Here is a 21913-nt window from a genome sequence, read left to right as displayed (position 1 = left end):
ATAAGACGGTGTGATCAAAGCGAGAGAAAGCCTGCATACAGGCCATAGCCGGCTATGGCCGCGCCCACAAGCACGAACGCGAAGATGATCCATTCAAAAGGCTGGAACACCGGCCGGGACTGCTCGCGCCGGGCCTTGGCGAAAAAGGCCGCGCCCGGCGCATAGAGCAGCGCGGAGAGCAGCACGTACTGGATACCCCCGGCATAGAGCAGCCACAGGCTGTAGGCCAGCGCGATCGCGGCGATCGTCATGTCCTTGCGCCGGCGCGTGGGCTGACCTTCATAGGTTTCACCACGCCAACTCAGAAGCAGCGCATAGGCGGCCGACCACAGGTAGGGCACCAGAATCATCGACGTGGCGAGATACAGCAGACTCAGATAGGTCGATTCGCTGAATAGCGTGATGACCAGAAACAGCTGGATGAAGCCATTCGACAGCCACAACGCATTGCTGGGCACATGGTTGTCGTTCTCGTGCTTGAGAAAGCCCGGCATGGTGTGATCGCTGGCGGCAGCGAACAGAATCTCGCCGCATAGCAGCGTCCAGGCCAGCAAGGCACCGCCGAGCGAAATCAGCAGACCGATGCTGATCGCAAGCGACCCCCAGTGGCCTACCAGATGCTCGAGCACCCCCGCCATCGACGGATCCTGCAGGCCGGCCAGTTCCGGCTGGCTGAGCACACCCATAGAAAGCACGCTCACGGCCACCAGCAACAACAGCACGCCGATAAACCCGATGACCGTGGCTTTGCCGACATCGCTGCGGTTTTGTGCGCGGGCGGAATAGATGCTCGCGCCCTCGATACCGATGAACACCCACACCGTGACCAGCATCATGCCGCGTAGCTGGGTCATGAAACTGCCCAGATCGGCGTTGCCTGCGCCCCAGAAATCGTCGAAGAAAACCGACGGCTTGAAGGCGAACGCCACGATGACGATGAACAGCAGGATCGGCACCACCTTGGCAATCGTGGCCAGGGTATTGATGAACGCGGCCTGCTGAATACCGCGCAGTACCAGAAAATGCAGCAGCCACAGCAGGATCGAGGCGCACACCACGGCCGCGACCGTATTGCCCTCGCCAAACATCGGGAAGTAGTAGCCCAGCGTGCTGAAGACCAGCACCAGGTAGCTGACATTGCCCAGCCACGCGCTGATCCAGTACCCCCAGGCTGATGAGAAGCCCATGTAGTCGCCAAAGCCGGCCTTGGCGTAGGCATAGATGCCGGCGTCCAGCTCGGGGCGGCGGTTGGAGAGCGTCTGAAACACGAAGGCCAGCATCAGCATGCCGGCCGCGGTAATCAGCCAGCCTACCAGTACCACGCCGGCACTGGCGCTGGCGGCCATGTTCTGCGGCAGACTGAATATGCCGGCGCCGATCATCGAACCGGCAACCAGTGATACCAGTGCGCCCAGTCGAAGCCTGGGTTTGTCGTCGGCCATGTACTGCGATTCCGATGAGATTTGGATCGAGCGTAGGCCTCTCCGGCTGGCTTGGCTTTGACCTGAATCAAACCGTGCGCGAGTTAATTGCCAGCTATAATTAACTGATTCGAAATAAAAATAAATTTTTCCGCCCTGGCAACGTACGGGTCTGCGGCTGGCGCAGACAGCCCGGTTAGTCGGGCGGCGCCTTGGCTCCATGCGGGTGCCGGAAAGTACGCGCCGCGGCGTTCAAACCGTGCCGAGTGCATACAGCAGCGGCGCGCCCGGATGCCCGCTTGTCGAAACCAGACCCGCTGGCATCGCAAGCGCCAGCGGGGCCGGCAAACGATGCGGGCAGCTATTCGACTCTAGTCGTAAATGCGAGACAGCAAAGGTATTTTTCCCGCAGGCTTTGCGATCGAGGCGGCGCAGCCACGTCGCTCCGAGGAGAACTCCATACCCGACACGCTGGCCAGCCGAATCGCAGGGCCGATGCGGCCCCTCGATAACGCCGGCCATAAGGAACGACACGATGGGCCTGATCGGCATCTTTCTTTCGCTCGCCCTGCTCATGTACCTGGCCTATCGCGGGATCAACGTATTGATTCTCGCACCGCTTCTGGCGCTGCTGGCCACCGTGTTCGCCGGCGGGCTGCCGATCCTGGCCACCTATACCCAGGTATTCATGCCTGCCCTGGGCGATTATCTGGTGAAGTTCTTTCCGCTGTTTCTGCTCGGCGCAATCTTCGGCAAGCTCATGGCCGATTCCGGCTCGGCACGCACCATTGCCGAGTGGTTCACCGACACCCTGGGTGCCGGACATGCGATTGCGGCGGTGGTGTTCGCCTGCGGGGTGCTGACCTACGGCGGCGTGTCACTGTTCGTGGTGGCCTTCGCGGTCTACCCCATCGGCAACGAGCTGTTCCGGCGCTCCGACACGCCCAAGCGCCTGTTGCCAGCCGCGCTGGCACTGGGCTCTTTCACCTTCACCATGACCGCGTTCCCCGGCACCCCGGCCATCCAGAACGCGATCCCCATGCCCTATTTCAATACCACGCCGTTTGCGGCACCGGTATTCGGCACACTGGCCGGCCTGGGCATGCTCGTGTTCGGCACCCTGTGGCTCAACCGGCGCCGGGCACGCGCGGCCGCCGCAGGCGAGGGTTACGGTTCGCATGCGGCCACCGACGCCGATGCCCAGCAGGAACATGCCGGCCGGCCAGGCATGGCACTGGCGATGATGCCCGTGATTGCCGTGATCGTGCTCAACGCGGTGTTCACGTATCTGGTCATCCCATGGATGGATACGGGCTATCTCGGCCAGCAGGACTATGGCGGCGTCGAGATCGGCGATGTACGCGGAATCTGGGCGATCACCGCTTCACTGGTGATCGCCATCGCGCTGGTCACCGCGCTCAACTGGTCGCGCTTCGAAGATATCAAGGACAGCTTCAACCGCGGCACCTTCGGCTCGCTGCTGCCGGTGTTCAATACCGCATCGGAAGTCGGTTACGGCGCGGTGATCGCCTCGCTGCCGGCGTTTCTGGTCATTCGCGATGCCGTGCTCGGCCTGTCAGATAACCCGCTGCTGTCGTCGGCGATCGCAACCAACGTGCTGGCCGGCATCACCGGCTCGGCCTCGGGCGGCATGTCCATCGCCCTGGAAACGCTGGGCAGCGAATTCATGAGCCGTGCCCAGGCCACCGGCATCGACCCGGAGATCATGCATCGCGTGGTGGCGCTCTCCTCCGGCGGCTTCGACGCCCTGCCGCACAACGGCGCGGTCATCACCCTGCTGGCCATCACCGGCCTGACCCATCGGCAAAGCTATGCGGATATCTTCGTGGTCGCGGTGTTGATCCCGTTCGCGCTCACCCTGCTGGTGATTCTGGGCGCCTCGATCTGACCGATCGGGCCCGGCGATGGCTCACCCAGGGGCTTACCGCCCGCAGACGAGCACACGGTCGTGCGCAAGATAACCGCGCGCTTTCGTAACTCGCTGATATCGCATCGCTTGAATATAATTCGCGCCTCGATGCGGCCGAGCCGATGCCCGGCACCTCATGTACGCGCACGCAGGGCCCGGCGGTATACGCCCATGCCCCGGCGCTCGAACCACAGCTGTGTGCGGATACCCTGCCATGCCCCGATCGCGCCGCCGCGCCATTGCCCTGCCCCTGCTGATCGTGGCCCTGGCCGCCGGACTGCCGGCGATCTGGTTCATATGGACCCTGGCCAAGGGCCACGGTGACTTCGCCGGGGGCCATGTCGATAATCGCGAATTCGCGACCATACAGTCCTACTTGCAGCGCCGTGACGACGGCCTCTGCGATCGTATTTTCGTGACCGCCGAAGACACCTGGCTGATCGGCGTGGCGGACAGCCCGGACTCGAGTATGGACCTTGCCGGGAGCACCGACTTGGCCGAACTGATCCGCGGTGATGGCAGCGACGGCGGCGGCTCTTACGGCGTATTCGGCGCCGGCGCCGGCATGCGGGCCAAGTATGGTTATATCTCGCGCCTGAACGACAACGGGCGCTTCGACGTGGTGGCCCGCCTCGACTCCTCGGCCTGCATGGCCGCAGCCGGGCGCGACGGGCGACGGGTTTACGTACTCTCCGGCATGGAACGCCCGGATAACGCCTACGAAAACGACGACCCGGCCAGCCGCCAGGACGCTGTGTTCGTGACTGACGATCAGGGTCGGAGCTGGCAATGGCAACGCGAGGGCTTCATGGTGCCCTCGTCGATCACGGCCTGGGGCGTGCACCCCTACCGGGATGCCTACGACACCGTCTGGGCTTGGCAACGGTTGCCGCATACGCAGGTCACGAACGGCAAACCCATTGTCGACGGCGATGGCAGCGGCCTGTATTACTCGACCGATGAAGGCCGCAGCACCACCGAAGTTGACCAAACCTCGCCGCTGGTCGCCAGCCGCATGGAACTGGAAGCACTCAAGCCTGCGGGTATGAAACTCAACGGCGAAGCGGTCGTGGGCGAGGTGGAACCGCATGTCATGCGTCTGGGCGAAGATCGCGCGGCCGTCTGGGTGTCGCAGCAAATCGGTTATAGCGACCCGGCCGATGCGTCACCCTACAACGCCGGCGCGCTACATGTGCTGCGCTACGCCCGGCTCAACCGCAACGGCGGCGAATGGCATATGGGCAAGGTCGAACAGACCGAAGGCATGAAGATTCAGGCCCTGCGCCAGGGCCCGGACGGGCGCGTACGTGCCGTGGTGCGCATGGCCGGCGAAACCGCCAGCCATATAGCCCTTGTCGACCCGGACACACTCGAGATAAAGCCGACGGCCGAACTGCCCGGCGCATTCGCCCCGCTCACCTCCAACGAATATGTTCGCGGCTTCTGGGTGGGCAAGCACAGCATGGTGGTCAACGTCGGCAGCAGCTACCGAGTACCGACATGGATCAACGTCGGCGAATGGCTCTCCGGCGACGAGGCCCATATCTCCGGCAACGCCGTTTTCTACAGCGTCGACGATGGCCGCTCATGGGACCGCTTGGCGATCCCCGGCTATCAGGGCGTCCTCGGGTTCGATGCCGCCACCGACCGTGTGTTCTGGCACCGGGATGGCTCGTACACCGACAAATCGATCCAGGTCGATCGTCTGGCCGAAGACTGATACGCCCCATCCCATCTTCGGCCTGAGAGCCCGGCGGGCGGCAGCAAGGGCGCCGCCCGCCGGCCAATCATTGCGTCGCGGGCCGCGCGGAGCCGCCTTGGCGATTGCGTAGCCGGATCCAGACCGTTGCGATATAGACGAACAGGAACGTGGCGATCATCAGCTCCTTGACCTCGCCCGCGTTGATGTCCATCGGCCAGACCACCTCGCCCGCGACCGATTCGCTGATCTTCTGCGGGATGGACGAAAAGGCCGCGATCAGGCCGGCCGGCACACAGGCCATGCCCGGCATGATCCAGTACGCGAAACTGCCGCGTTCATAGGTCTTGCCGCGGGCACGACGCACCAGCGGGATGATGGCCCCGCCGATCAATGCCGCCAGCGTAAGCAGGTTGCGTGGCAGCTGATCCAGCAAGGAGCCGGCCAGTCCGTTGGAATTGTGCAGATTGGTTTCGTTCTGGTTGTTGAGCGACGCCCAGGAATCGGGCGCATCCCAGCCCATCCAGTGCTGGCCCCAGCTGGCCTCTTCGCCGCCGAAATAGATACAGCCCAGACAGAACAGACCAAAGAACAGCAGCAGGCGCTTGTCGCCCAGAGAACGCAGCTGGCTCAACACCAACAGACCGGTGAGCAAGGCCAGCACCAGCACGAGGACCGTACCCTGCTCCGTGGCACCGGATTCGTGAAGTATGTAGCGGTCGAAAAATTCGAACGGCGTCGCCGCTCGCAGCAGGTAGTGGCCGAAATACAACACCACCGGCACGCCGACCCAGAACCAGGCGGGCACATGACTATCACGCAAGTCCTTCATTCGTATGGGCTCTCGCTGCAGGAATACGAAAGCTGGGGACTATACAGCGACGAATGAATGCGCGCAGTAACAAAACTGACATGTCATCCGAACGCAGACACGACGCAGCCGGTTCCGCAGCGCGGCGTTCGCTTTGCCAATACATTCGCGCGCCGTCCGAGCGCGACCGATATCGCCGGCAACCCACAGCCTGTATTCAACACCCGCCAGCGCATAACGAAAACTATCCCGGCGGGAGTGATCGATAATGACCATCGCCGCTTCAACGAGCCCGAACAACCTCCTCTCGCCCGACGGCTACGAACCGTGCACGGATCGATATTGGTCGCTTAGCCGCTTCAAGAGGGTTCTTCGTGGGCTCGAACGCCCCCTCGCAACGCCGGTCGATCGGTCAGCACAGCTGTCATCCATTCAGCAGCCCACCGATGCTAATTCTGGTATTTTTCCGTACAGACGGCTGCGCATGAGAAGGCATATGCCGTTCGGGGTAAAAAAATAACAAGCGGGCACCACCCCGGCCGGCATGCGGAGGGGCTGAATGAACCATTCTATGTTCCGTCGGGGTCAGTGGGTGCTCGGCCTGGTGTTGTGCTTTACCTTGGCCGCGCCGGCCTACAGTGGCTGGCGGTCGTTTTTCGGCGATGACGCGGGGCCGGATGCCCGCGGTTATACCGAAACCCGGTATCCGATCGTACTCGTCCACGGCTGGTTCGGGTTCGATACCATCGGGCCAATCGATTACTTCTCCGGTATCCCGGAAGCGCTGCGCGAAGGAGGAGCCGAGGTCTATGTCGCCCAGGTGCCCGCGGCGAATTACACGGAAGTTCGCGGCGAGCAGCTGTTGGCCCAGGTTCAGGAGATTGTTGCACTCAGCGGCGCTGACAAGGTCAACCTGATCGGTCATAGCCACGGCGGGCCCACCACACGCTATGTGGCCGGCGTAGCGCCCGAACTGGTGGCTTCGGTTACCAGTATCGCCGGTGTAAACCGCGGCAGCCCGGTCGCGGATATGTCGCTGGAAGAATACGACCGGCCGGTCGTCGGGCCGATGATTGATCAGACCGTCAATGCCCTGGCCGGGCTTGTCGATCTGCTTTCGGATGGCGGCTACCCGCAGGACTCGCGCGCGGCACAGTACTCGTTGAGTACCCAGGGCGCGGCCGAGTTCAACAGCCGTTTCCCCGCCGGCATCCCGCAGGACTGCGGCGAAGGCGAACCGGTGGTCGATGGGGTGCGCTACTACTCCTGGACCGGTATCCACCCGGTCACCACCGTTGTCGACCCGAGCGATGCGTTGCTCGCCGTCAGCGCGATGGCGTTCAAGGACCAACCCAACGACGGACTGGTAGGCCAATGCTCGTCCAAGCTTGGCGACGTGATCCGGGACGACTATTTCCAGAACCATCTGGACGAGATCAATCAGGTCGCGGGCCTCGTCGGTATCGGCCAGGATGTGCCTGAACTCTATCGCCAACAGGCCAACCGGCTTAAAAACACGGGTCTGTAGCAGATGCGCGTTCGCTACGCGCTGGCCTTGGTGGCCATACTGGCGGGCTGCTGGGCGATCGCTCAGTGGCCCACTGGCACGCCGGAAAATCAGCCGCCGCATTCGGCCGCGGTTGCCGCGAGCCAAGCGCCATCGCTCAACCGGAACGCAGCGCCCCTCACACGGAAGACCCCCGAACGCGGCGCATCCGCGGTCAGTGCATCGTTGCCTGTCGACGACGTATTACCATCGCATGAGGGCACGGCCGTCGACGGCGGCGTAACGCTCGACAACGAAGGCGATCTGGTCGTCACCCGCGATCTACGCCGGCTGTTCGACTATTTTCTGACCGGCATCGGGCGCGCTTCCCTGCCCGACATCCGTACCCGTCTGGCGCGTCATCTCGTCGCACTCGGTTTGCCCACTTCAGCGCAGGGCGAAGTGCTCGCGGTGTACGACCGCTATATGGCCTATCGCCAACGTGTGGCGGACATGGGCCGTACGCCACAGGCCGACGCGCAGACGCTGGCCGATACGCTGGCACGCCGCGAAGCCTTGCGACAGGAGATCCTGGGCATCGAAATTGCCGATGCCTTCTTTGCAGACGACAACGTCATGGCCCGTTATCTCGTGCAGAAACGAACGCTGATGCATACCCCGGATCTGACCGAACACCAGCGCGAACAGCGCCTGGCCTTTTTGGAAGAGACACTGCCCGCGAGTATACAAGCCGACCGCGAGCGCACCCGCCTGCCGGCGCGCGCCCACGGCGAAATCGCGCGGATGCGTGCGCAAGGGGCCAGCGACGCCGAGATTCGCGCACGACGAGAAGCGCTACTGGGCCCACAGGCCGCACAGCGGCTCGAGCAAGTCGACGCACAACGCGCACAGTGGCAGCAACGCGTGGCCGATTACACCGCCGAACGAGCTCGTATTCTGGGCAACGACGGCCTGGCCCCGGCCGATCGCGAACGCGCCCTGGAAGCGCTTCGGCAAACCCATTTCAACGACGCCGAAAGACGCCGCATCCAGTCACTGGAACATATCCAGGCGATGACGGCCCCGCCATAATCCGGCGCAAGCTCGGCCCCGGCACCCCGCCAGTCGCCTCTCAGACGGGCAGGCCAGGCAAATCTCAGGCTGCCTGCGGCGACAGCGTGGCGATGATGGGCGCGCCGTCGGTCACGATCACCGTATGCTCGAACTGCGCCGAGCGGCTGGCCGGATCGCCCACCAGCGTCCAGCCATCGTCGGTTTCCGATACGAACCTGCTGCGCGTGGATAAAAACGGCTCGACCGCAATCACCTGCCCGTACTCCAGGCGCCGCCGATCGCTGCGATCATAGAAGCCGAGAATGCCTTCCGGCTCCTCGTGCAACGAGCGGCCCAGCCCATGCCCGGCGAGATTCTTGATGATCTTAAGCCGGTGCTTTTTCGCCACGCCCTCGATCGCCTTGCCGATCTTGTTGATGGGCGCCCCCGAACGCACCTCGGCCAAGGCGCGCTCCAGCGCCAACTCGGTAGCACGGCACAGCGTGGCCTGCGCCTCCGCCACCGGCGCGACCACGGTCGTCCCGCCCGTATCCGCGAAGTAACCATCGCGCTCCGCCGACACATCCACGTTCACGATATCCCCCGCAGCAATCACGCGCTTACCGGGCACCCCGTGGGCTGCTTCCTCATTCACGCTGATGCAGGTAAAGCCGGGAAAGTCGTAGCATTTCATCGGCGCCGAGGTCGCGCCCAGACGCGACAACATCTGCCCGCCGATCGCATCCAGCTCGGCCGTCGTCATCCCCGGCGCCACCGCCGCCAGCATGGCGTCGCGAATCTCGGCCACGATCCGGCCAATGGCAAGAATGCCGTCGAGGTCGCGTTGGTTTTCGATGGTCATGGGCGTTTTGGGGTGCTGGGTAAACGGCCATGATACCGGGCGTGCTCGCCGGGCGCCGTGCGTATCCGGCAGGGAAGCGCCGCCGAGACTTCGCGCTCAACCTCAACGCGCAAACTTCGAACCGCCGTGTGCGGCTGCCGTAAGACGGCGGCGGGTCCTATCCCCTGATGGCGGGGGCGGCCGAAACGGCAGCGCTCTGTGCGGTCAGCTGCGACAGCTTCTTGTTCTTGGCTCTACGACCGCTGAGCCCCATGCTCTGGATGTCGCTTGTGGTGGCGAATCATCAGAACCCGAATCCGCTCATCGGGCATAAGCCTATAAACAACCGAATACGGGAAGCGCTTCACCAACGCGCGCCGAACGCCTTTCACTTCTGCGTAGAGCTGGGGGTCTTCGATGACGCGATCTATAACCGCGTAGACTTCAGCTCGGAACAGGCTACCTAAGCCGGCGCGCTGACGGTCATAGTGGCTTATGGCCGCATTGAGATCGGCGACCGTCGACGGATGATATTCAACCTTCATCAACCGCCGCTTGTACGACGCTGGAATTCGGAATGACTAATAAGCTGAACGGCACCTGCTTCTACTTCAGCATCTCGACACCGCGCGATTTCCACCCCTTCCGGATCGACCGCAGGCATCCCTTCAAGGCTGTCCCACATCGTCAATACCAAACGCTCGCGCTCCTGCGGTGGCAGCTCTAGCGCTTGTTTCTCCAGCTCACTTAAATTGGTCATGATTTCGGTTACCTCGATCACTTATCAGATGATAACGCCGAAGCTCAGTTGTGGCCGGAGCGGCCGCAGGCCGCAGGAACCTAATCGCGTCACCAATTCGTTAGGTTTCAAAGACTACGGTCTTCCACCCAAACCTTACCCTTCTTTCGGCGTGACCGGATACGTCCCTCAGCTATCGCTTTATTAAGATCATTATCTGAGACGCCATACTTAGTTCGATAAGCCGTTTTCCTTAACCAGCCGCGCCATTTCGGCAGCGGCTCGGTCTTTGCTTGGTCTCGAATATCGCACGTATGCCACTCGTGAAAAAGCCCACGCTCGGCGGGCTTTGAGGTATGGGTGGCGCTATTGCCAGCCCGATAACTAGCGTTTCTCGTACTGCGTACTGCCAAACATATTCTCCATCGCATCCTTATCCTTGCTCAGATCGGTGTGATGGTCGGCCAGAACCTGCAGCCCCTTCTTCACGTTCTCGCGGTCGCCGATCATTTCGAACCAGCGGCGGACGTTCGGGTAGTCGTCAATATTCACGCCCTGGGTTTCGGCGCTACGTAGCCATGGCCAGGTGGCGATATCGGCAATGGAGTAGTCATTACCGGCGAGGAACTTGAAGTCGGCCAGGCGGCGATCCATCACGCCGTAGATGCGATTGGCTTCGTTCTCGTAACGCTTCTGGGCGTACTCGATCTTCTCGGGGGCGTATTTGTTGAAGTGGTGCGCCTGTCCGAGCATGGGGCCAACGCTTGCCATCTGGAACATGAGCCACTGCATGACGTCGTGGCGCTTGACGGTATCGGTGGGCAGCAGGCGGCCGGTCTTCTCGGCCAGATAGATCAGCATGGCGCCCGATTCGAACATCGCGTACGGCTTCCCGTTGGGACCGTCCTGATCGACCATCGCCGGGATCTTGTTGTTCGGGCTGATCTTGAGGAATTCCTCGCCGAACTGGTCGCCCTTGCCGATGTTGATCGGATGCGCTTTGTATTCCAGCCCGACTTCTTCGAGCATGATATGAATTTTGTGGCCGTTGGGCGTGGTCCAGGTATAGAGATCGATCATGAACGGTCCTTCGTCTTTCGACGTATGCTTGTATTCGCTTTATACAGCCTGATGTTGCAGGGCATGGGCGATTATTCAAGGCGGGCGCCACTGATCGGTTGCGCCGCGCCGCACAGGAGCATTGCATGAAGATACTTGTTGCAGGTTCACACGGGCAGATCGGCCAACGTCTCATCCAGGCCATTGCCAAGAGCGACCATACCTCGGTGGCCATGATCCGCAGCGCCGGCCAGGCACCGGAAATGACCGGCCTGGGCGCCCACGAGACCGTGATCGCCGATCTGGAGGACGATTGCAGCGAGGCGCTGGCGAACGTCGACACCGTGATATTCACCGCCGGTTCCGGCGGCCATACCCCACCGGAGAAGACCGAGGACGTGGACCGCCACGGCGCCATCGCCCTTATCGACCAGGCGGTGGCCAACGGCGTGCAGCGCTTCATCATGGTATCGTCGATGAACGCGGACACGCCGGAAAAGGGCCCGGAGGCCATGCAGCACTACTTCGCGGCCAAGAAAGCCGCGGACGATCGCCTGCGTGCAGCGGGTCTGGACTACACCATCCTGCGGCCCGGCAAGCTCACCAACGATGCGGGCACGGGCAAGATCGAGCTGGCCGAGTCGCTGGGCCGTTATGGCGATATCACTCGCGACGACGTGGCCGAGCTGCTGCTCGCACTCGTGGATGCACCGACCTCTTATAACCGCACGCTCGAAGTACTGGCCGGCGATACGCCGATTGCCGAGGCCATCGAATCCCTGCAGGGGCTATGAGCGAAGCGTCGAACGAACGCCCCACCCGGCTCATGTTCGACGCCGACACGGCCGTAGCCCACCTGCGCGCGGTCGACCCCACCCTGGGTGCGTTGATGGACCGCTGCGAGCCGTTTGCGCCGTCTACCACGGCGGCGCCTGACGTCTTTCATTCGCTGGTGCGGGCGATCGTTTACCAGCAGCTGTCGGGCAAGGCTGCTGGAACCATTCACCGGCGGCTGCTCGATGCGCTGGGCGGCGGCGATGCGCCGGGGGCCGAGCGTATTGCCGCGGCCGACGACGCCACCCTGCGGGCTGCCGGCCTGTCGCAGAACAAGATGCTCAGCCTGCAGGCGCTCGCCGCTGCCCAGCTGGCCGGCGAACTACCGGACGAATCGCGCCTGGACGACTACGACGACGCCGAGCTGATCGAACGCTATTCCGCCATCCGCGGCATCGGCCGATGGACCGTGGAGATGCTGCTGCTGTTTCACCTCGGCCGCCCGGACGTCATGCCTATTCACGACCTCGGCGTACGCAAGGGGTATGCGATCACCTACGGGCGCGAGGAACTGCCCAAGCCGAAGCAGCTGGAACGCGAATGCGAGATCTGGCGACCATATCGGTCGGTCGGCAGCTGGTTCATGTGGCGGGCTACCGAGCTTTCGCCATGAGTGCCGACCGCAGCCGCAAATAAGCAGTGAGGTAGCGCATCGGCGCAGCCGGGATGAGCGTGTCAGGAGAGCCCCGGCGATGCGACCGATGGGTATCCGTATGCTGAGCCAGAACTGCGCTGGTACACCTGATCTTACCCTGGTCGAAGCCAAATCACCTTGCTTACATCGCGTAGCCCCGCACTGCGCCCTATCTACTTGATCCGCACCAAAGCAGCCGGCCCGGCCAGCTGTTTTCAATACGATCGACCTGCCAACGGTTGGTTATCACTGATAACGATTGGCGAGACCTGTAGATCTTATTGGCCATACCGCACCGACTCTCGTAGTTTCGTCGTCAGCAGGAACGCTCGTGCCGGCGATACGAACCAATGCCCGCGTTGCCGTGCCGAGCAATCCGGAGTTTAGACAGGAGTCGACCATGCATCCCGACGACCAAACATTCCTCCGGCTTTTCAACGCCTCGGTGCCTATTCTTCAGGCGCCGATGGCGGGCGTGGCGACGCCTGCGCTGGCCGCCGCGGTGAGCGAAGCCGGTGCAATCGGCGGTCTCGGCCTGGGTAGCAGCAGTGTGGAGAAAGCGCAGCAGTCGATTCGCGAAACACAGAAGCTGACATCGCGCCCGTTCAACGTGAACTTCTTCTGTCATCGTCCGGCGAGTTGCTCCGATGAGAAACGTCGTAACTGGATCGACACGCTAGCGGAACATTTCAAGGCAGTCGGCGCCACGCCGCCGACCGAGCTGAACGAGCCTTACCCGCCTTTCGATGAGAACCCAGACATGCTCGATATGCTGGTACACACGCAACCGGCCGTCGTGAGCTTTCATTTTGGGCTGCCGTGCAAATCGGCAATCGAGGCGATTCAGGGTTATGGAGGCACGGTGCTCGCCTGTGCGACCAATCTCGATGAAGCACGGGCAGCCGAACACGCCGGTGTCGATGCAATCGTGGCCCAGGGAATCGAAGCGGGCGGGCATCGCGGTAATTTCAACGCCGAGCGCGACGATGAGATCGGGCTGCATACGCTCTTGAGCTTGCTGGATGCCCACAGTCGGCTACCCATTATCGCGGCCGGCGGTATCATGGACGCTCGCAGCATGAAGGCCGCAATGGCCCTCGGCGCGGTGGCAGTCCAGTTGGGCACAGCTTTCATTCTGTGCCCGGAATCGGCGGCAAGCGATGCCCATCGCGCGGCACTGAAAAGCGATACGGCCTATCGCACGCAGGTCGTACGCTCTATATCCGGTCGCCCGGCGCGGGGCATTCGCGGTGTTTTTCAGGAACAGATCGAACCGCTTGATCCGTCCACGATCCCGGACTATCCGGTGGCCTACGCCGCTGCAAAAATGCTGAATACCGCAGCACGCGAGGCAGGCGATACACGCTTTTCGCCCAACTGGGCCGGACAGGGGGCGCCGCTGGCAAGAGAGCTGCCTGCGTGCGAGATCGTTCGTATGCTCATGAACGAAGGTGAGGCATAAGCCTGCGCCTTAGATCGGCCATTGCAGTTACGACAAGGCTTTCGGTCGCAGTTGTCGTCAGTGTCGCCTTACCCGAAGGCTATGTAGACAGTGTGCCAAGCCAAGCTATCTAGCGCTTACGCATGTATGCAGCGGCCGTTATAGCAGCACCGGGTCCGATCCCGGGTCAGTTAGGGCCGAGAGTCACGTTCCAAGAGGAAGATTCGGTGTCGAGAAAGGGTGAGCACGACTATTCAGCGACCGTTGTCTGGACCGGTAATTCAGGCCAAGGTACTAAAAACTATCGCGCTTTTTCGCGCGATCATGAAATTACCTGTGGTAACAAGCCAACAATAGCCGGGTCGGCCGATCCAGCGTTTCTGGGTAATTCTTCCCGCTACAACCCGGAAGAGCTTTTGCTTAGTTCACTGTCGGCATGTCACATACTCTGGTATCTGCACCTCTGTGCCGATGCCGGTATCACAGTCTTGAATTATATAGACAGCGCGAAAGGCCGAATGGTCGAGACCAAAAATGGAAGTGGCCATTTTGAGAATGTCACACTAAATCCCGTCGTCAACATCGTTCCCGGTGACGATAGCGAGCTAGCAAAATCTCTCCATAAAAAAGCTCATTCGTACTGCTTTATTGCAAATTCGGTTAATTTCGAGGTCGACTGCGAGCCCGAAATTCGCACCGACTAATGGGTCGCCTAACATTGCGCCGCAGTCAACCACCTAATGCGCTGCCCCGCTTCGGCCGGGAACTGAGCTTTGGCGTTAGGCGGTGACGGCAGCTGAAGCCGCTCGCTGATTACGGCGCCGACCGTCGGGCTCGTGATCGTGGATCGCGCCGTGTTCCATGAGCAGGTCGAGAAAGCACTCAACGGCCTGGGTGTTACCCCGGCCCGCCAGCGTGACCAGAAACGTTTCGACCGCAGCGATCTCCGGCTCGACCGGCGTGATATGCAGGGCGTTGGACTCGGCCCGGCCCCTCATGAGGCTACGCGGTAGTAGCGCAAGCCCCATATCGGCACGAACGCAGCCCAATATGGCTTCAATCGAGCCGAACTCGAATATCGATACATGGTGGATAGCGCGCGCCTCCAGGAATAACTCGATCTGGTGGCGGTAGTGGCAGCCTTGGCGGAACGCCACGAATGGCTTGTCAGCCAACACGGCTGAGTCGAACACGTCGGCAATAGGCTGGCGCGAAACGAGCACAAGCTCTTCCTTGAAGACCGGCGTGCTTTCCAGTGCGCCTTGCGCTGTGGGGCCGCTCACCAGGGCGCAATCAAGGCGCCCCGCCCGGACGTCTTCGCAGAGCTCAGCCGTGGGTCCGGTTTTCAGCTCCATGCCGACCTTCGGATAGCGTTCATGATATTGGGCGATGACAGGCCCCAGCCGTACGGCAGCGGTCGTTTCCATCGAACCGATGCGCAGGCGCCCCGATGGCATCGTATCGGCCTGGAAAGCGGCAACAGCATCGGCGTGAGCCGCCAGGATGTTGTCGGCATGCGCTAGCAGCAAACGGCCTGACGGGGTCAGGCGTACGCCGCCTTTTCGAAGGAACAACTGCGTATTGAGCTCGCCCTCGAGCTTCTTGATATGAGCCGTCACATTCGACTGAACTGTATGCTCGCGCCGGGCGGTTTCAGCAAAGCTGCCTGTTTGCGCGAGCACATGAAAAAGACGTAGCGAGCGAAATTCCACCGCGAGTTTCCCATCGAGTGATATCGAGCGCCGAACGTTAGCAAGCCAATCAATCATTAACAACGATCAAAACCATCTTTCTAAATCGTTTCAAATGATTGAGCCGATCTGTTCCCCTGGCGCTTTATTCGGCCGGCGGATACTCAATGGAACAACTGAAACGAAACGCTCAAGCGATTGCGGTCGGCGCAAGCGCCACGTTTATCGGCATCGGGCTGGAGCGTTTCGCATATACGCCGCTGATTCCAGCCTTGATCGCGCATGGCTGGTTCGATGCCTCGGCGGCCACCTTTCTTGGCGCGGCGAATCTGCTTGGCTATCTCCTCGGCGCCGTCAGCGCGCAACGCTGTTCGGCACGGCTGGGCGATCATCGTCTGCTAGCGCTCGCTTGCCTGCTGTCAGTGCTTAGTTTCGTGCTGTGCGCGGTGTCGGCGCCATTCGCCTGGTTTTTCGTCTGGCGCGCCGTCTCCGGCGTCACCGGCGGCTGGTTGATGGTGATCGGCCCGTCAATCGCGCTGTCTTCCACCCCACCCTCGGACCGCCCGATCATTGGCACTCTAGCGTTCATGGGCATCGGCGCCGGCGCGCTCGTATCGGCATTGGCTGTGCCGAGCCTGCTTGAGGTTGGCTTGACGCTGACCTGGCTGATGCTGGGCTTCGCGGTTGCCATAGCCGCCGTGATCGGGATCACCGCGCATGCCGGGCTGCCTGCAGCCGAGCCCGCCGTCCCGCCACCGCAACCCGGGGCCTCAGCACCCAGGCTCGAACGCTCGATCGTCGTGGCCGTGGTACTGGTATGCATCGCATATATGGGCGACGCAATCGGTTTCGTGCCGCATACCGTATTCTGGGTTGACTTCCTCGAGCGCGATGTTGGCCTTTCCACGACCGCAGCGAATACGCAGTGGGCGATTTTCGGCTTCGGTGCCTTGTGTGGGCCTATTCTCGCTGCACGCCTGGTCGGTGTTTCTGGATGGCGAAACGGTCTGGCCATCGCGCTTTTGGTCAAGGCGATCGCAGTCGGGTTGCCGTTCGTCGCCGTCGGTCTTGTCGCGCGTAGCGTGTCTTCTTTTGCGGTCGGCGCGCTGGTGCCCGGGGTCGTTGCGATCACTTCGGGACGAATTGCCGCCCTGGTCGGCGCGCAGAACCACAAAGCGTTCTGGGGCAAGGCGACCGCCCTGTTTGCGATCGGCCAGGCCGCCTCGGGCTATGCAATGGCCGGGGCGCTATCGGTCACAGGCGATTACCGCACCCTGTTTTTGGCCAGTGGGGTGATTCTCGGGGCTGCTGCCGCCTGTGCTCTCGCCTCGGGCAGTCGCTCGCTTCAGGTGTAAATCAGCTCGACCGGCCCCGCCTGACCCTATGCAGTCGAGGACGTGCGTAATCGGTGCGTCACAGACCACACGCCCGACCGGCGGACCCGGCGGGTCTGCTACGTCAAGCCGTGGCACAAACCTTTCGCTCCAAAGCGAATGCCGGGCCCCACAGGTCGGAGACCCTTACATATCCAACAGCTTGCAGGCCCGCTCGGCCGCAGCCCGAACAGCCGCCCAATCGCCGGCCGCCACAGCGTCAGCCGACACCAACCAGCTGCCGCCCACGCAAGGCACACAATCCAACGCCAGATAGTCCGCCGCGGTGTTTTCCTTGATCCCGCCGGTTGGACAAAACACCAGATCGGGGAACACGCTCGCAAACGCCTTGATCGCGGCCGGCCCGCCAACGACAGACGCCGGAAACAGCTTCGTGGCCGTCACGCCTTGCCGCTTGAGATGCGCGATCTCGCTTACCGTCTGCGCGCCCGGCAGATAGGCGATTTCGCGGGCCTGCGCGACTGCGTTCACTTCGTCGGCAATGCCGGGCGAGACCATGAATTCAGCGCCGGCGGCGATGGCCTGTTCGGCCTGTGCGGCCGTCCAGACCGTGCCGGCGCCGACGCAAATATCATCGACCTGTCGGGCGATCGCCTCGATCGCGGCCAGGCCTGCTTCGGTTCGCAGCGTGACCTCGATCACGCGGATACCGCCGGCGACGAGCGCGCGTGCGATTTCGACCGCCGACGTGGCATCAGGAACGACCACGACCGGGATCACCGGCGCGATCGCCATCACCTGGCGTGTCTGATCGTACTTCATTCGGCCGGCTCCTGCTCGGCGACCGTGGTTGGCGTTTCGGTCTTCGCCGGCTGGGCATCCAGCAGCGCACAGGCCCCCTCCTCGGCCGAGCCTACGTTGCGACGAAATACGGCGAACAGTTCGCGGCCGAAGCCGAATTCGGTTTCAGGTTTGTCGTCGAACGTGGTTGGCTCGCGGGCGTCGAATTCGGCGTCGACGACTTCGACCCGCAGCGTGCCGGCGTCGGCATCCAGCGCGATCATGTCTCCGTCGCGAATTCGGCCGATTGGGCCGCCCAGCCGGGCTTCGGGGGTGATCTGGATCGCCGCCGGAATCTTGCCGGAGGCGCCGGACATGCGCCCGTCGGTGATGAGCGCGACCTGATAGCCCTTGTCCTGGAGCACGCCCAGCGCGGGGGTGAGCTTGTGCAGCTCGGGCATGCCGTTGCCGCGCGGGCCCTGATTGATGACGACGATGGCGGTATCGCTTTCCAGCGCACCGGCCTCGTACGCTGCAAGCACGTGTTCCTGGCTGGGAAAGACTTTAGCCGGCGCGTGAATCGTGCGGTGCTGTTTTTCCACCGCCGATACCTTGATAATGCCGCGGCCGAGATTGCCGGTGAGCAGGCGCAGCCCGCCGGTCGCCGCGAACGGGTCGGCCACGCCGCGCAGCACGTCGGTATCGTGGCTTTCGTCGGCGCCCTCGCGCCAGACCACTTCGTCGCCGTCGAGAAACGGCTCGCGGGTATAGCGATGCAGGCCGTCGCCGACCACGGTCGAGACATCGTCGTGCAGCAGGCCGGCCGCCAGCAGCTCGCGAATCATGAACTGAATACCGCCGGCCGCGGCGAAATGGTTCACGTCGGCCACGCCGTTGGGATAAACCCGGGCCAGCAGCGGCACGACCGCGGAAATCTCGGCGAAATCACTCCAGTCGATCTTCACCCCGGCGGCTCGGGCCATGGCCACGATATGCATGGTGTGGTTGGTCGAGCCACCCGAGGCCAGCAGGCCGACGATGCCGTTGATGACGGCTTTTTCGTCCACGATATGGCCGATGGGGCGGTAGTCGTCGGCGAGCTCGGTGATCGCGACCACGCGCTCGGCGGCCGCGCCGGTCAGGGCATCGCGCAGCGGCGTGTTGGGGTTGATGAACGAGGCGCCGGGCAGGTGCAGGCCCATGAATTCCATGAGCAGCTGATTGGAATTGGCCGTGCCATAGAACGTGCAGGTGCCCGGCGAATGATAGGACATCGACTCGGCCTTGAGCAGTTCGTCGCGGCCGATCTCGCCTGCGGCAAAGCGCTGGCGCACCTCGGATTTGATCTTGTTCGACAGTCCGGACGTCATCGGCCCGCCGGGCACGAAGATCACCGGCAGATGGCCGAAGGACAGCGCGCCGATCATCAGCCCCGGTACGATCTTGTCGCACACGCCCAGACACAGGGCGGCGTCGAACATGTTGTGGGTGAGCGCGACAGCGGTGGCCATGGCGATGGTATCGCGCGAGAACAGCGACAGTTCCATGCCCGGCTGGCCCTGGGTGACGCCGTCGCACATGGCCGGCACGCCGCCGGCGAACTGGGCCACCCCGCCCGCCGCCCAGGCGGCCCGCTTGATGATCGGCGGAAAATCGCCCAGCGGCTGATGCGCCGACAGCATTTCGTTGTAGGCCGACACGATGGCCACGTTCGGCCGCTGCGCGCCGGCCAGGGCGTCCTTGCCGGGTTTGTCTTCCACCGCGAAGCCGTGGGCCAGATTGCCGCAGGACAGCTGGCCGCGATGCGGGCCGGCACGCCGGGCATGCGCGATCTTGTCCAGATACGCCGCGCGCGTCTCAACGCTGCGGGCGACCACGCGCTCGGTGACTTCGTGAATGACAGGGTGCAGATTCATGGCTCGTCGCTCCAGCGGGCATTGCCCGCATCTAGTCGGACCAGTACACCGCCACCGGCACATGCTGTTGATGCAGCACGCCCCGTACGGGGTATTCGATCGCCGGGCCGGCTTCGCAGGCCGCGTCGTACACGCCCCGCTTGGCCTTACCGAAAAACAGCAGATACAGCGACCGTGTGGCCAGCAGCCGGTTCAGACTCAGGCTGATGCGGGCCGGGCCATCGTCCTCGCGATCAGGCACGACGCATTCAGCTTCGCTGGTCATGCAGGCTTCGATATTGGCCGCGTCCGGGAAAAGCGAGGCGGTATGACCATCCTCGCCCATGCCCAGCACCACGGCGTCGAAAGGGCGTGGTAGCTGGCGCAGCTCGGCGTCGAGTTGGGACGTCGCGTCGTCCGGCGTGCCCTTGTCGCGATACAGGCCAAACAACCGCGCAGCATTGCCGGGGCCGTATAACAGATGTTCGCGCAGCGCCGCTTCGTTGCTCTCGGGCTGATCCGTTGCCACCCAGCGTTCGTCACTGGGCAGAACCGTCACCCGCGACCAGTCCAGTTCGATGAGCGCAAGGCGTTCGAACAGATCGATCGGCGAGGAACCGCCGCTGAGCACCAGCGTGGCCTGGCCGTTGTCGGCGATGCCCTGGCGCAGCCGTGCAGCGAGTTCGTCGGCCAGGGCCTGGGCACAGGCCCCGCGATCGGGAAATGCGTTGAAAGTCGGCATGGCTATTCCGGTTGGGCCCAGCGGCGGTCGTCGCGATCGAGCAGCACGAAGGAATCGGTCGGCCCCCAGCTGCCGGCCATGTATTCGTGGGTGCGTACGCCGCGGCTGTGCCAGCTGTCGATGATGCGATCGATCCAGCGCCAGGCGGTTTCGATTTCGTCGCGGCGCATGAACAAGGCCGGGTTGCCACGCAGCACTTCCATGAGCAGGCGTTCATAGGCGTCGGGATAGGTCACCGAAAACGCATCCGGAAAATTCAGGTTGAGCGGCAGCGAGCGCATGCGAAAGCCGCCGGGCCCGGGCTCCTTGGTCATCAGCGTGAGCTGCACGCCCTCTTCCGGCTGCAGGCTGAGCACGAGCCGGTTGGGGGTCAGCGGCTGGTCGCCGAAAATGGAATGCGGCACCGGCTTGAACTGGAACACGATCTCGGAGAGCTTGCGCGCCATGCGCTTGCCGGTACGCAGATAGAACGGCGTGCCGTTCCAGCGCCAGTTGTCGATTTCGGCCTTGATGGCGACGAAGGTTTCGGTGTCCTGCTCGGCCGTCTTGATATCGGGGTGGTCGCCTTCTTCACGATAGCCGGCCACCGGCTCGCCCGCGACAATGCCGGCAGTGTAGCGCCCGCGTACGGTCACTCGATCGACCACCTCGCGGGTGATCGGCTTGAGCGCGCGCAGCACCTTGATCTTTTCATTACGAATATCGTCATGGTGCATGCTCGCCGGCGGCTCCATGGCCACCATGCACAACAGCTGCAGCATATGGTTCTGCACCATATCGCGCAGCGCGCCGGTACGATTGTAGAAGTCGAAGCGCTGGCCCACACCCAGGTTCTCGGCCACGGTGATCTGTACGTGATCGACCGCACCTCTGGCCCACAGCGGCTCAAACAGCGAGTTGCCAAAGCGCAGCGCCAGCACGTTCTGCACCGTCTCCTTGCCCAGATAATGATCGATCCGATAGATCTGGGATTCGGCGAAGACCGCGCCCACAGCGTCGTTGATCTCGCGTGCGGAATCGAAATCGTGGCCGACCGGCTTTTCCAGCACGATGCGCGAGCGCGCATCGGTGAGCCCGGCCGCATGAAGCTGGGTGGCCACGGTGCCGAACAGCGTCGGCGCGGTCGCGAGATAGAACACGCGGGCCCGTTTGGCCTCGCCGTCCAGCGCCGCACCCAGCGCATCCCAGCCGGTGTCGGCCTGCATGTCGAGGCCGACGTGATACAGCCGCGCACTGAAGCGCTGCCATACGTCGTCTCGCAGTTCGCGGGCCGAAAGCTGCGTTTGCAGGGTTTCGTAGACCCAGGCGCGATAGGCGTCGCTGTCGATATCGCCACGCGAGACCGCCACGATCCGGCTGTCGGCGCTGAACTGGCCGTCGCCGTCGCGATGAAAAAGCGCGGGCAACAGCTTGCGCTGCGCCAGGTCGCCGGTGCCGCCGAAGATTACGAGGTCGAAGGGGGCGACCGGGACGAATTCAGCCATCGACGCCCACCGCCTGCCCGGAATACGAAATCATCATGG

The 21913-nt window shown here is 62.8% G+C and carries 20 protein-coding genes; 9 read left to right on the top strand and 11 right to left on the bottom strand.

The window, feature by feature from the left end:
* Nucleotides 1-14: 14 nt before the first annotated feature.
* The gene (gene arcD, locus CMN27_RS16840; RefSeq protein ID WP_293628345.1) at nucleotides 15-1442 is read right to left on the bottom strand and encodes an arginine-ornithine antiporter; all 1428 of its coding nucleotides are present in this window, start codon (nucleotides 1440-1442) and stop codon (nucleotides 15-17) included.
* Nucleotides 1443-1956: 514 nt separating this feature from the next.
* On the opposite strand from arcD, the gene CMN27_RS16835 reads away from it, so the two are divergent.
* Both CMN27_RS16835 and CMN27_RS16830 read left to right on the top strand, forming a co-directional pair.
* Nucleotides 1957-3330, top strand: coding sequence for a GntP family permease (locus CMN27_RS16835; RefSeq protein WP_293628343.1), 1374 nt, complete (start codon nucleotides 1957-1959; stop codon nucleotides 3328-3330).
* A 235-nt stretch (nucleotides 3331-3565) separates the two neighbouring features.
* The gene (locus CMN27_RS16830) at nucleotides 3566-5071 is read left to right on the top strand and encodes a hypothetical protein (RefSeq protein ID WP_293628341.1); all 1506 of its coding nucleotides are present in this window, start codon (nucleotides 3566-3568) and stop codon (nucleotides 5069-5071) included.
* Nucleotides 5072-5138: 67 nt separating this feature from the next.
* On the opposite strand, the gene CMN27_RS16825 is transcribed toward CMN27_RS16830, so the two are convergent.
* The gene (locus CMN27_RS16825; protein ID WP_293628339.1) at nucleotides 5139-5882 is read right to left on the bottom strand and encodes a hypothetical protein; all 744 of its coding nucleotides are present in this window, start codon (nucleotides 5880-5882) and stop codon (nucleotides 5139-5141) included.
* Nucleotides 5883-6420: 538 nt separating this feature from the next.
* On the opposite strand from CMN27_RS16825, the gene CMN27_RS16820 reads away from it, so the two are divergent.
* Entirely contained in the window at nucleotides 6421-7389 is a 969-nt protein-coding gene (locus tag CMN27_RS16820; protein WP_293628337.1) for a triacylglycerol lipase, read from the top strand.
* A gap of 204 nt (nucleotides 7390-7593) precedes the next feature.
* A complete protein-coding gene (locus CMN27_RS16815; RefSeq protein ID WP_293628335.1) occupies nucleotides 7594-8439 on the top strand; it encodes a lipase secretion chaperone in 846 nt (281 codons plus the stop codon).
* 64 nt (nucleotides 8440-8503) lie between these two features.
* On the opposite strand, the gene map is transcribed toward CMN27_RS16815, so the two are convergent.
* From map to CMN27_RS16795, 4 genes are all read right to left on the bottom strand, one after another.
* Nucleotides 8504-9262 (bottom strand): type I methionyl aminopeptidase, encoded by a 759-nt coding sequence (gene map, locus CMN27_RS16810; protein ID WP_293628333.1) that lies wholly within the window; start codon nucleotides 9260-9262, stop codon nucleotides 8504-8506.
* 233 nt (nucleotides 9263-9495) lie between these two features.
* Nucleotides 9496-9786 (bottom strand): type II toxin-antitoxin system RelE/ParE family toxin, encoded by a 291-nt coding sequence (locus tag CMN27_RS16805; RefSeq protein ID WP_293628331.1) that lies wholly within the window; start codon nucleotides 9784-9786, stop codon nucleotides 9496-9498.
* Nucleotides 9786-10001, bottom strand: a complete 216-nt coding sequence (locus CMN27_RS16800) for an addiction module protein (protein WP_293628329.1) — start codon at nucleotides 9999-10001, stop codon at nucleotides 9786-9788. Before CMN27_RS16800 ends, CMN27_RS16805 begins: the two co-directional genes overlap by 1 nt.
* Nucleotides 10002-10364: 363 nt before the next feature.
* Nucleotides 10365-11060 carry a glutathione binding-like protein gene (locus CMN27_RS16795; RefSeq protein ID WP_293628328.1) on the bottom strand — a complete coding sequence of 232 codons (696 nt, stop codon included), beginning with the start codon at nucleotides 11058-11060 and terminating at the stop codon, nucleotides 10365-10367.
* Nucleotides 11061-11185: 125 nt separating this feature from the next.
* On the opposite strand from CMN27_RS16795, the gene CMN27_RS16790 reads away from it, so the two are divergent.
* The 4 genes from CMN27_RS16790 (at nucleotide 11186) to CMN27_RS16775 (ending at nucleotide 14652) form a co-directional block, all read left to right on the top strand.
* The gene (locus CMN27_RS16790) at nucleotides 11186-11833 is read left to right on the top strand and encodes an SDR family oxidoreductase (protein ID WP_293628327.1); all 648 of its coding nucleotides are present in this window, start codon (nucleotides 11186-11188) and stop codon (nucleotides 11831-11833) included.
* A complete protein-coding gene (locus CMN27_RS16785) occupies nucleotides 11830-12486 on the top strand; it encodes a DNA-3-methyladenine glycosylase 2 family protein (protein WP_293628326.1) in 657 nt (218 codons plus the stop codon). The genes CMN27_RS16790 and CMN27_RS16785 overlap by 4 nt, the downstream gene beginning before the upstream one ends.
* Before the next feature lie 421 nt (nucleotides 12487-12907).
* Nucleotides 12908-13969, top strand: a complete 1062-nt coding sequence (locus CMN27_RS16780; protein ID WP_293628325.1) for a nitronate monooxygenase — start codon at nucleotides 12908-12910, stop codon at nucleotides 13967-13969.
* A gap of 206 nt (nucleotides 13970-14175) precedes the next feature.
* The gene (locus tag CMN27_RS16775) at nucleotides 14176-14652 is read left to right on the top strand and encodes an OsmC family protein (RefSeq protein WP_293628324.1); all 477 of its coding nucleotides are present in this window, start codon (nucleotides 14176-14178) and stop codon (nucleotides 14650-14652) included.
* 75 nt (nucleotides 14653-14727) lie between these two features.
* Here the strand turns inward: CMN27_RS16775 and CMN27_RS16770 are convergent, their stop codons facing one another.
* Entirely contained in the window at nucleotides 14728-15717 is a 990-nt protein-coding gene (locus CMN27_RS16770) for a LysR substrate-binding domain-containing protein (protein ID WP_293628323.1), read from the bottom strand.
* Between the two features lie 89 nt (nucleotides 15718-15806).
* Here CMN27_RS16770 and CMN27_RS16765 point away from each other — a divergent pair, with 89 nt between their 5' ends.
* The gene (locus CMN27_RS16765) at nucleotides 15807-16994 is read left to right on the top strand and encodes a YbfB/YjiJ family MFS transporter (protein WP_293628321.1); all 1188 of its coding nucleotides are present in this window, start codon (nucleotides 15807-15809) and stop codon (nucleotides 16992-16994) included.
* Nucleotides 16995-17159: 165 nt separating this feature from the next.
* Here CMN27_RS16765 and eda read toward each other — a convergent pair whose 3' ends face one another.
* From eda to zwf, 4 genes are read right to left on the bottom strand one after another with little or no spacing between them, the layout of a single operon-like run.
* Nucleotides 17160-17768 carry a bifunctional 4-hydroxy-2-oxoglutarate aldolase/2-dehydro-3-deoxy-phosphogluconate aldolase gene (gene eda, locus CMN27_RS16760; protein ID WP_293628319.1) on the bottom strand — a complete coding sequence of 203 codons (609 nt, stop codon included), beginning with the start codon at nucleotides 17766-17768 and terminating at the stop codon, nucleotides 17160-17162.
* Nucleotides 17769-17791: 23 nt separating this feature from the next.
* Nucleotides 17792-19669 (bottom strand): phosphogluconate dehydratase, encoded by a 1878-nt coding sequence (gene edd, locus CMN27_RS16755; RefSeq protein WP_293628317.1) that lies wholly within the window; start codon nucleotides 19667-19669, stop codon nucleotides 17792-17794.
* Between the two features lie 31 nt (nucleotides 19670-19700).
* Nucleotides 19701-20390: a 6-phosphogluconolactonase gene (gene pgl / locus CMN27_RS16750; protein ID WP_293628315.1), complete on the bottom strand. Its 690-nt coding sequence runs from the start codon at nucleotides 20388-20390 to the stop codon at nucleotides 19701-19703.
* Nucleotides 20391-20392: 2 nt separating this feature from the next.
* Entirely contained in the window at nucleotides 20393-21874 is a 1482-nt protein-coding gene (zwf, locus tag CMN27_RS16745; RefSeq protein WP_293628314.1) for a glucose-6-phosphate dehydrogenase, read from the bottom strand.
* Between the last annotated feature and the right edge of the window lie 39 nt (nucleotides 21875-21913).

It is taken from the genome of Salinisphaera sp., assembly GCF_002729955.1.
Taxonomy (GTDB): Bacteria; Pseudomonadota; Gammaproteobacteria; order Nevskiales; family Salinisphaeraceae; genus Salinisphaera.
Note: the sequence above shows the minus strand (reverse complement) of the source record. Positions and strands in the feature narration are given on the sequence as shown.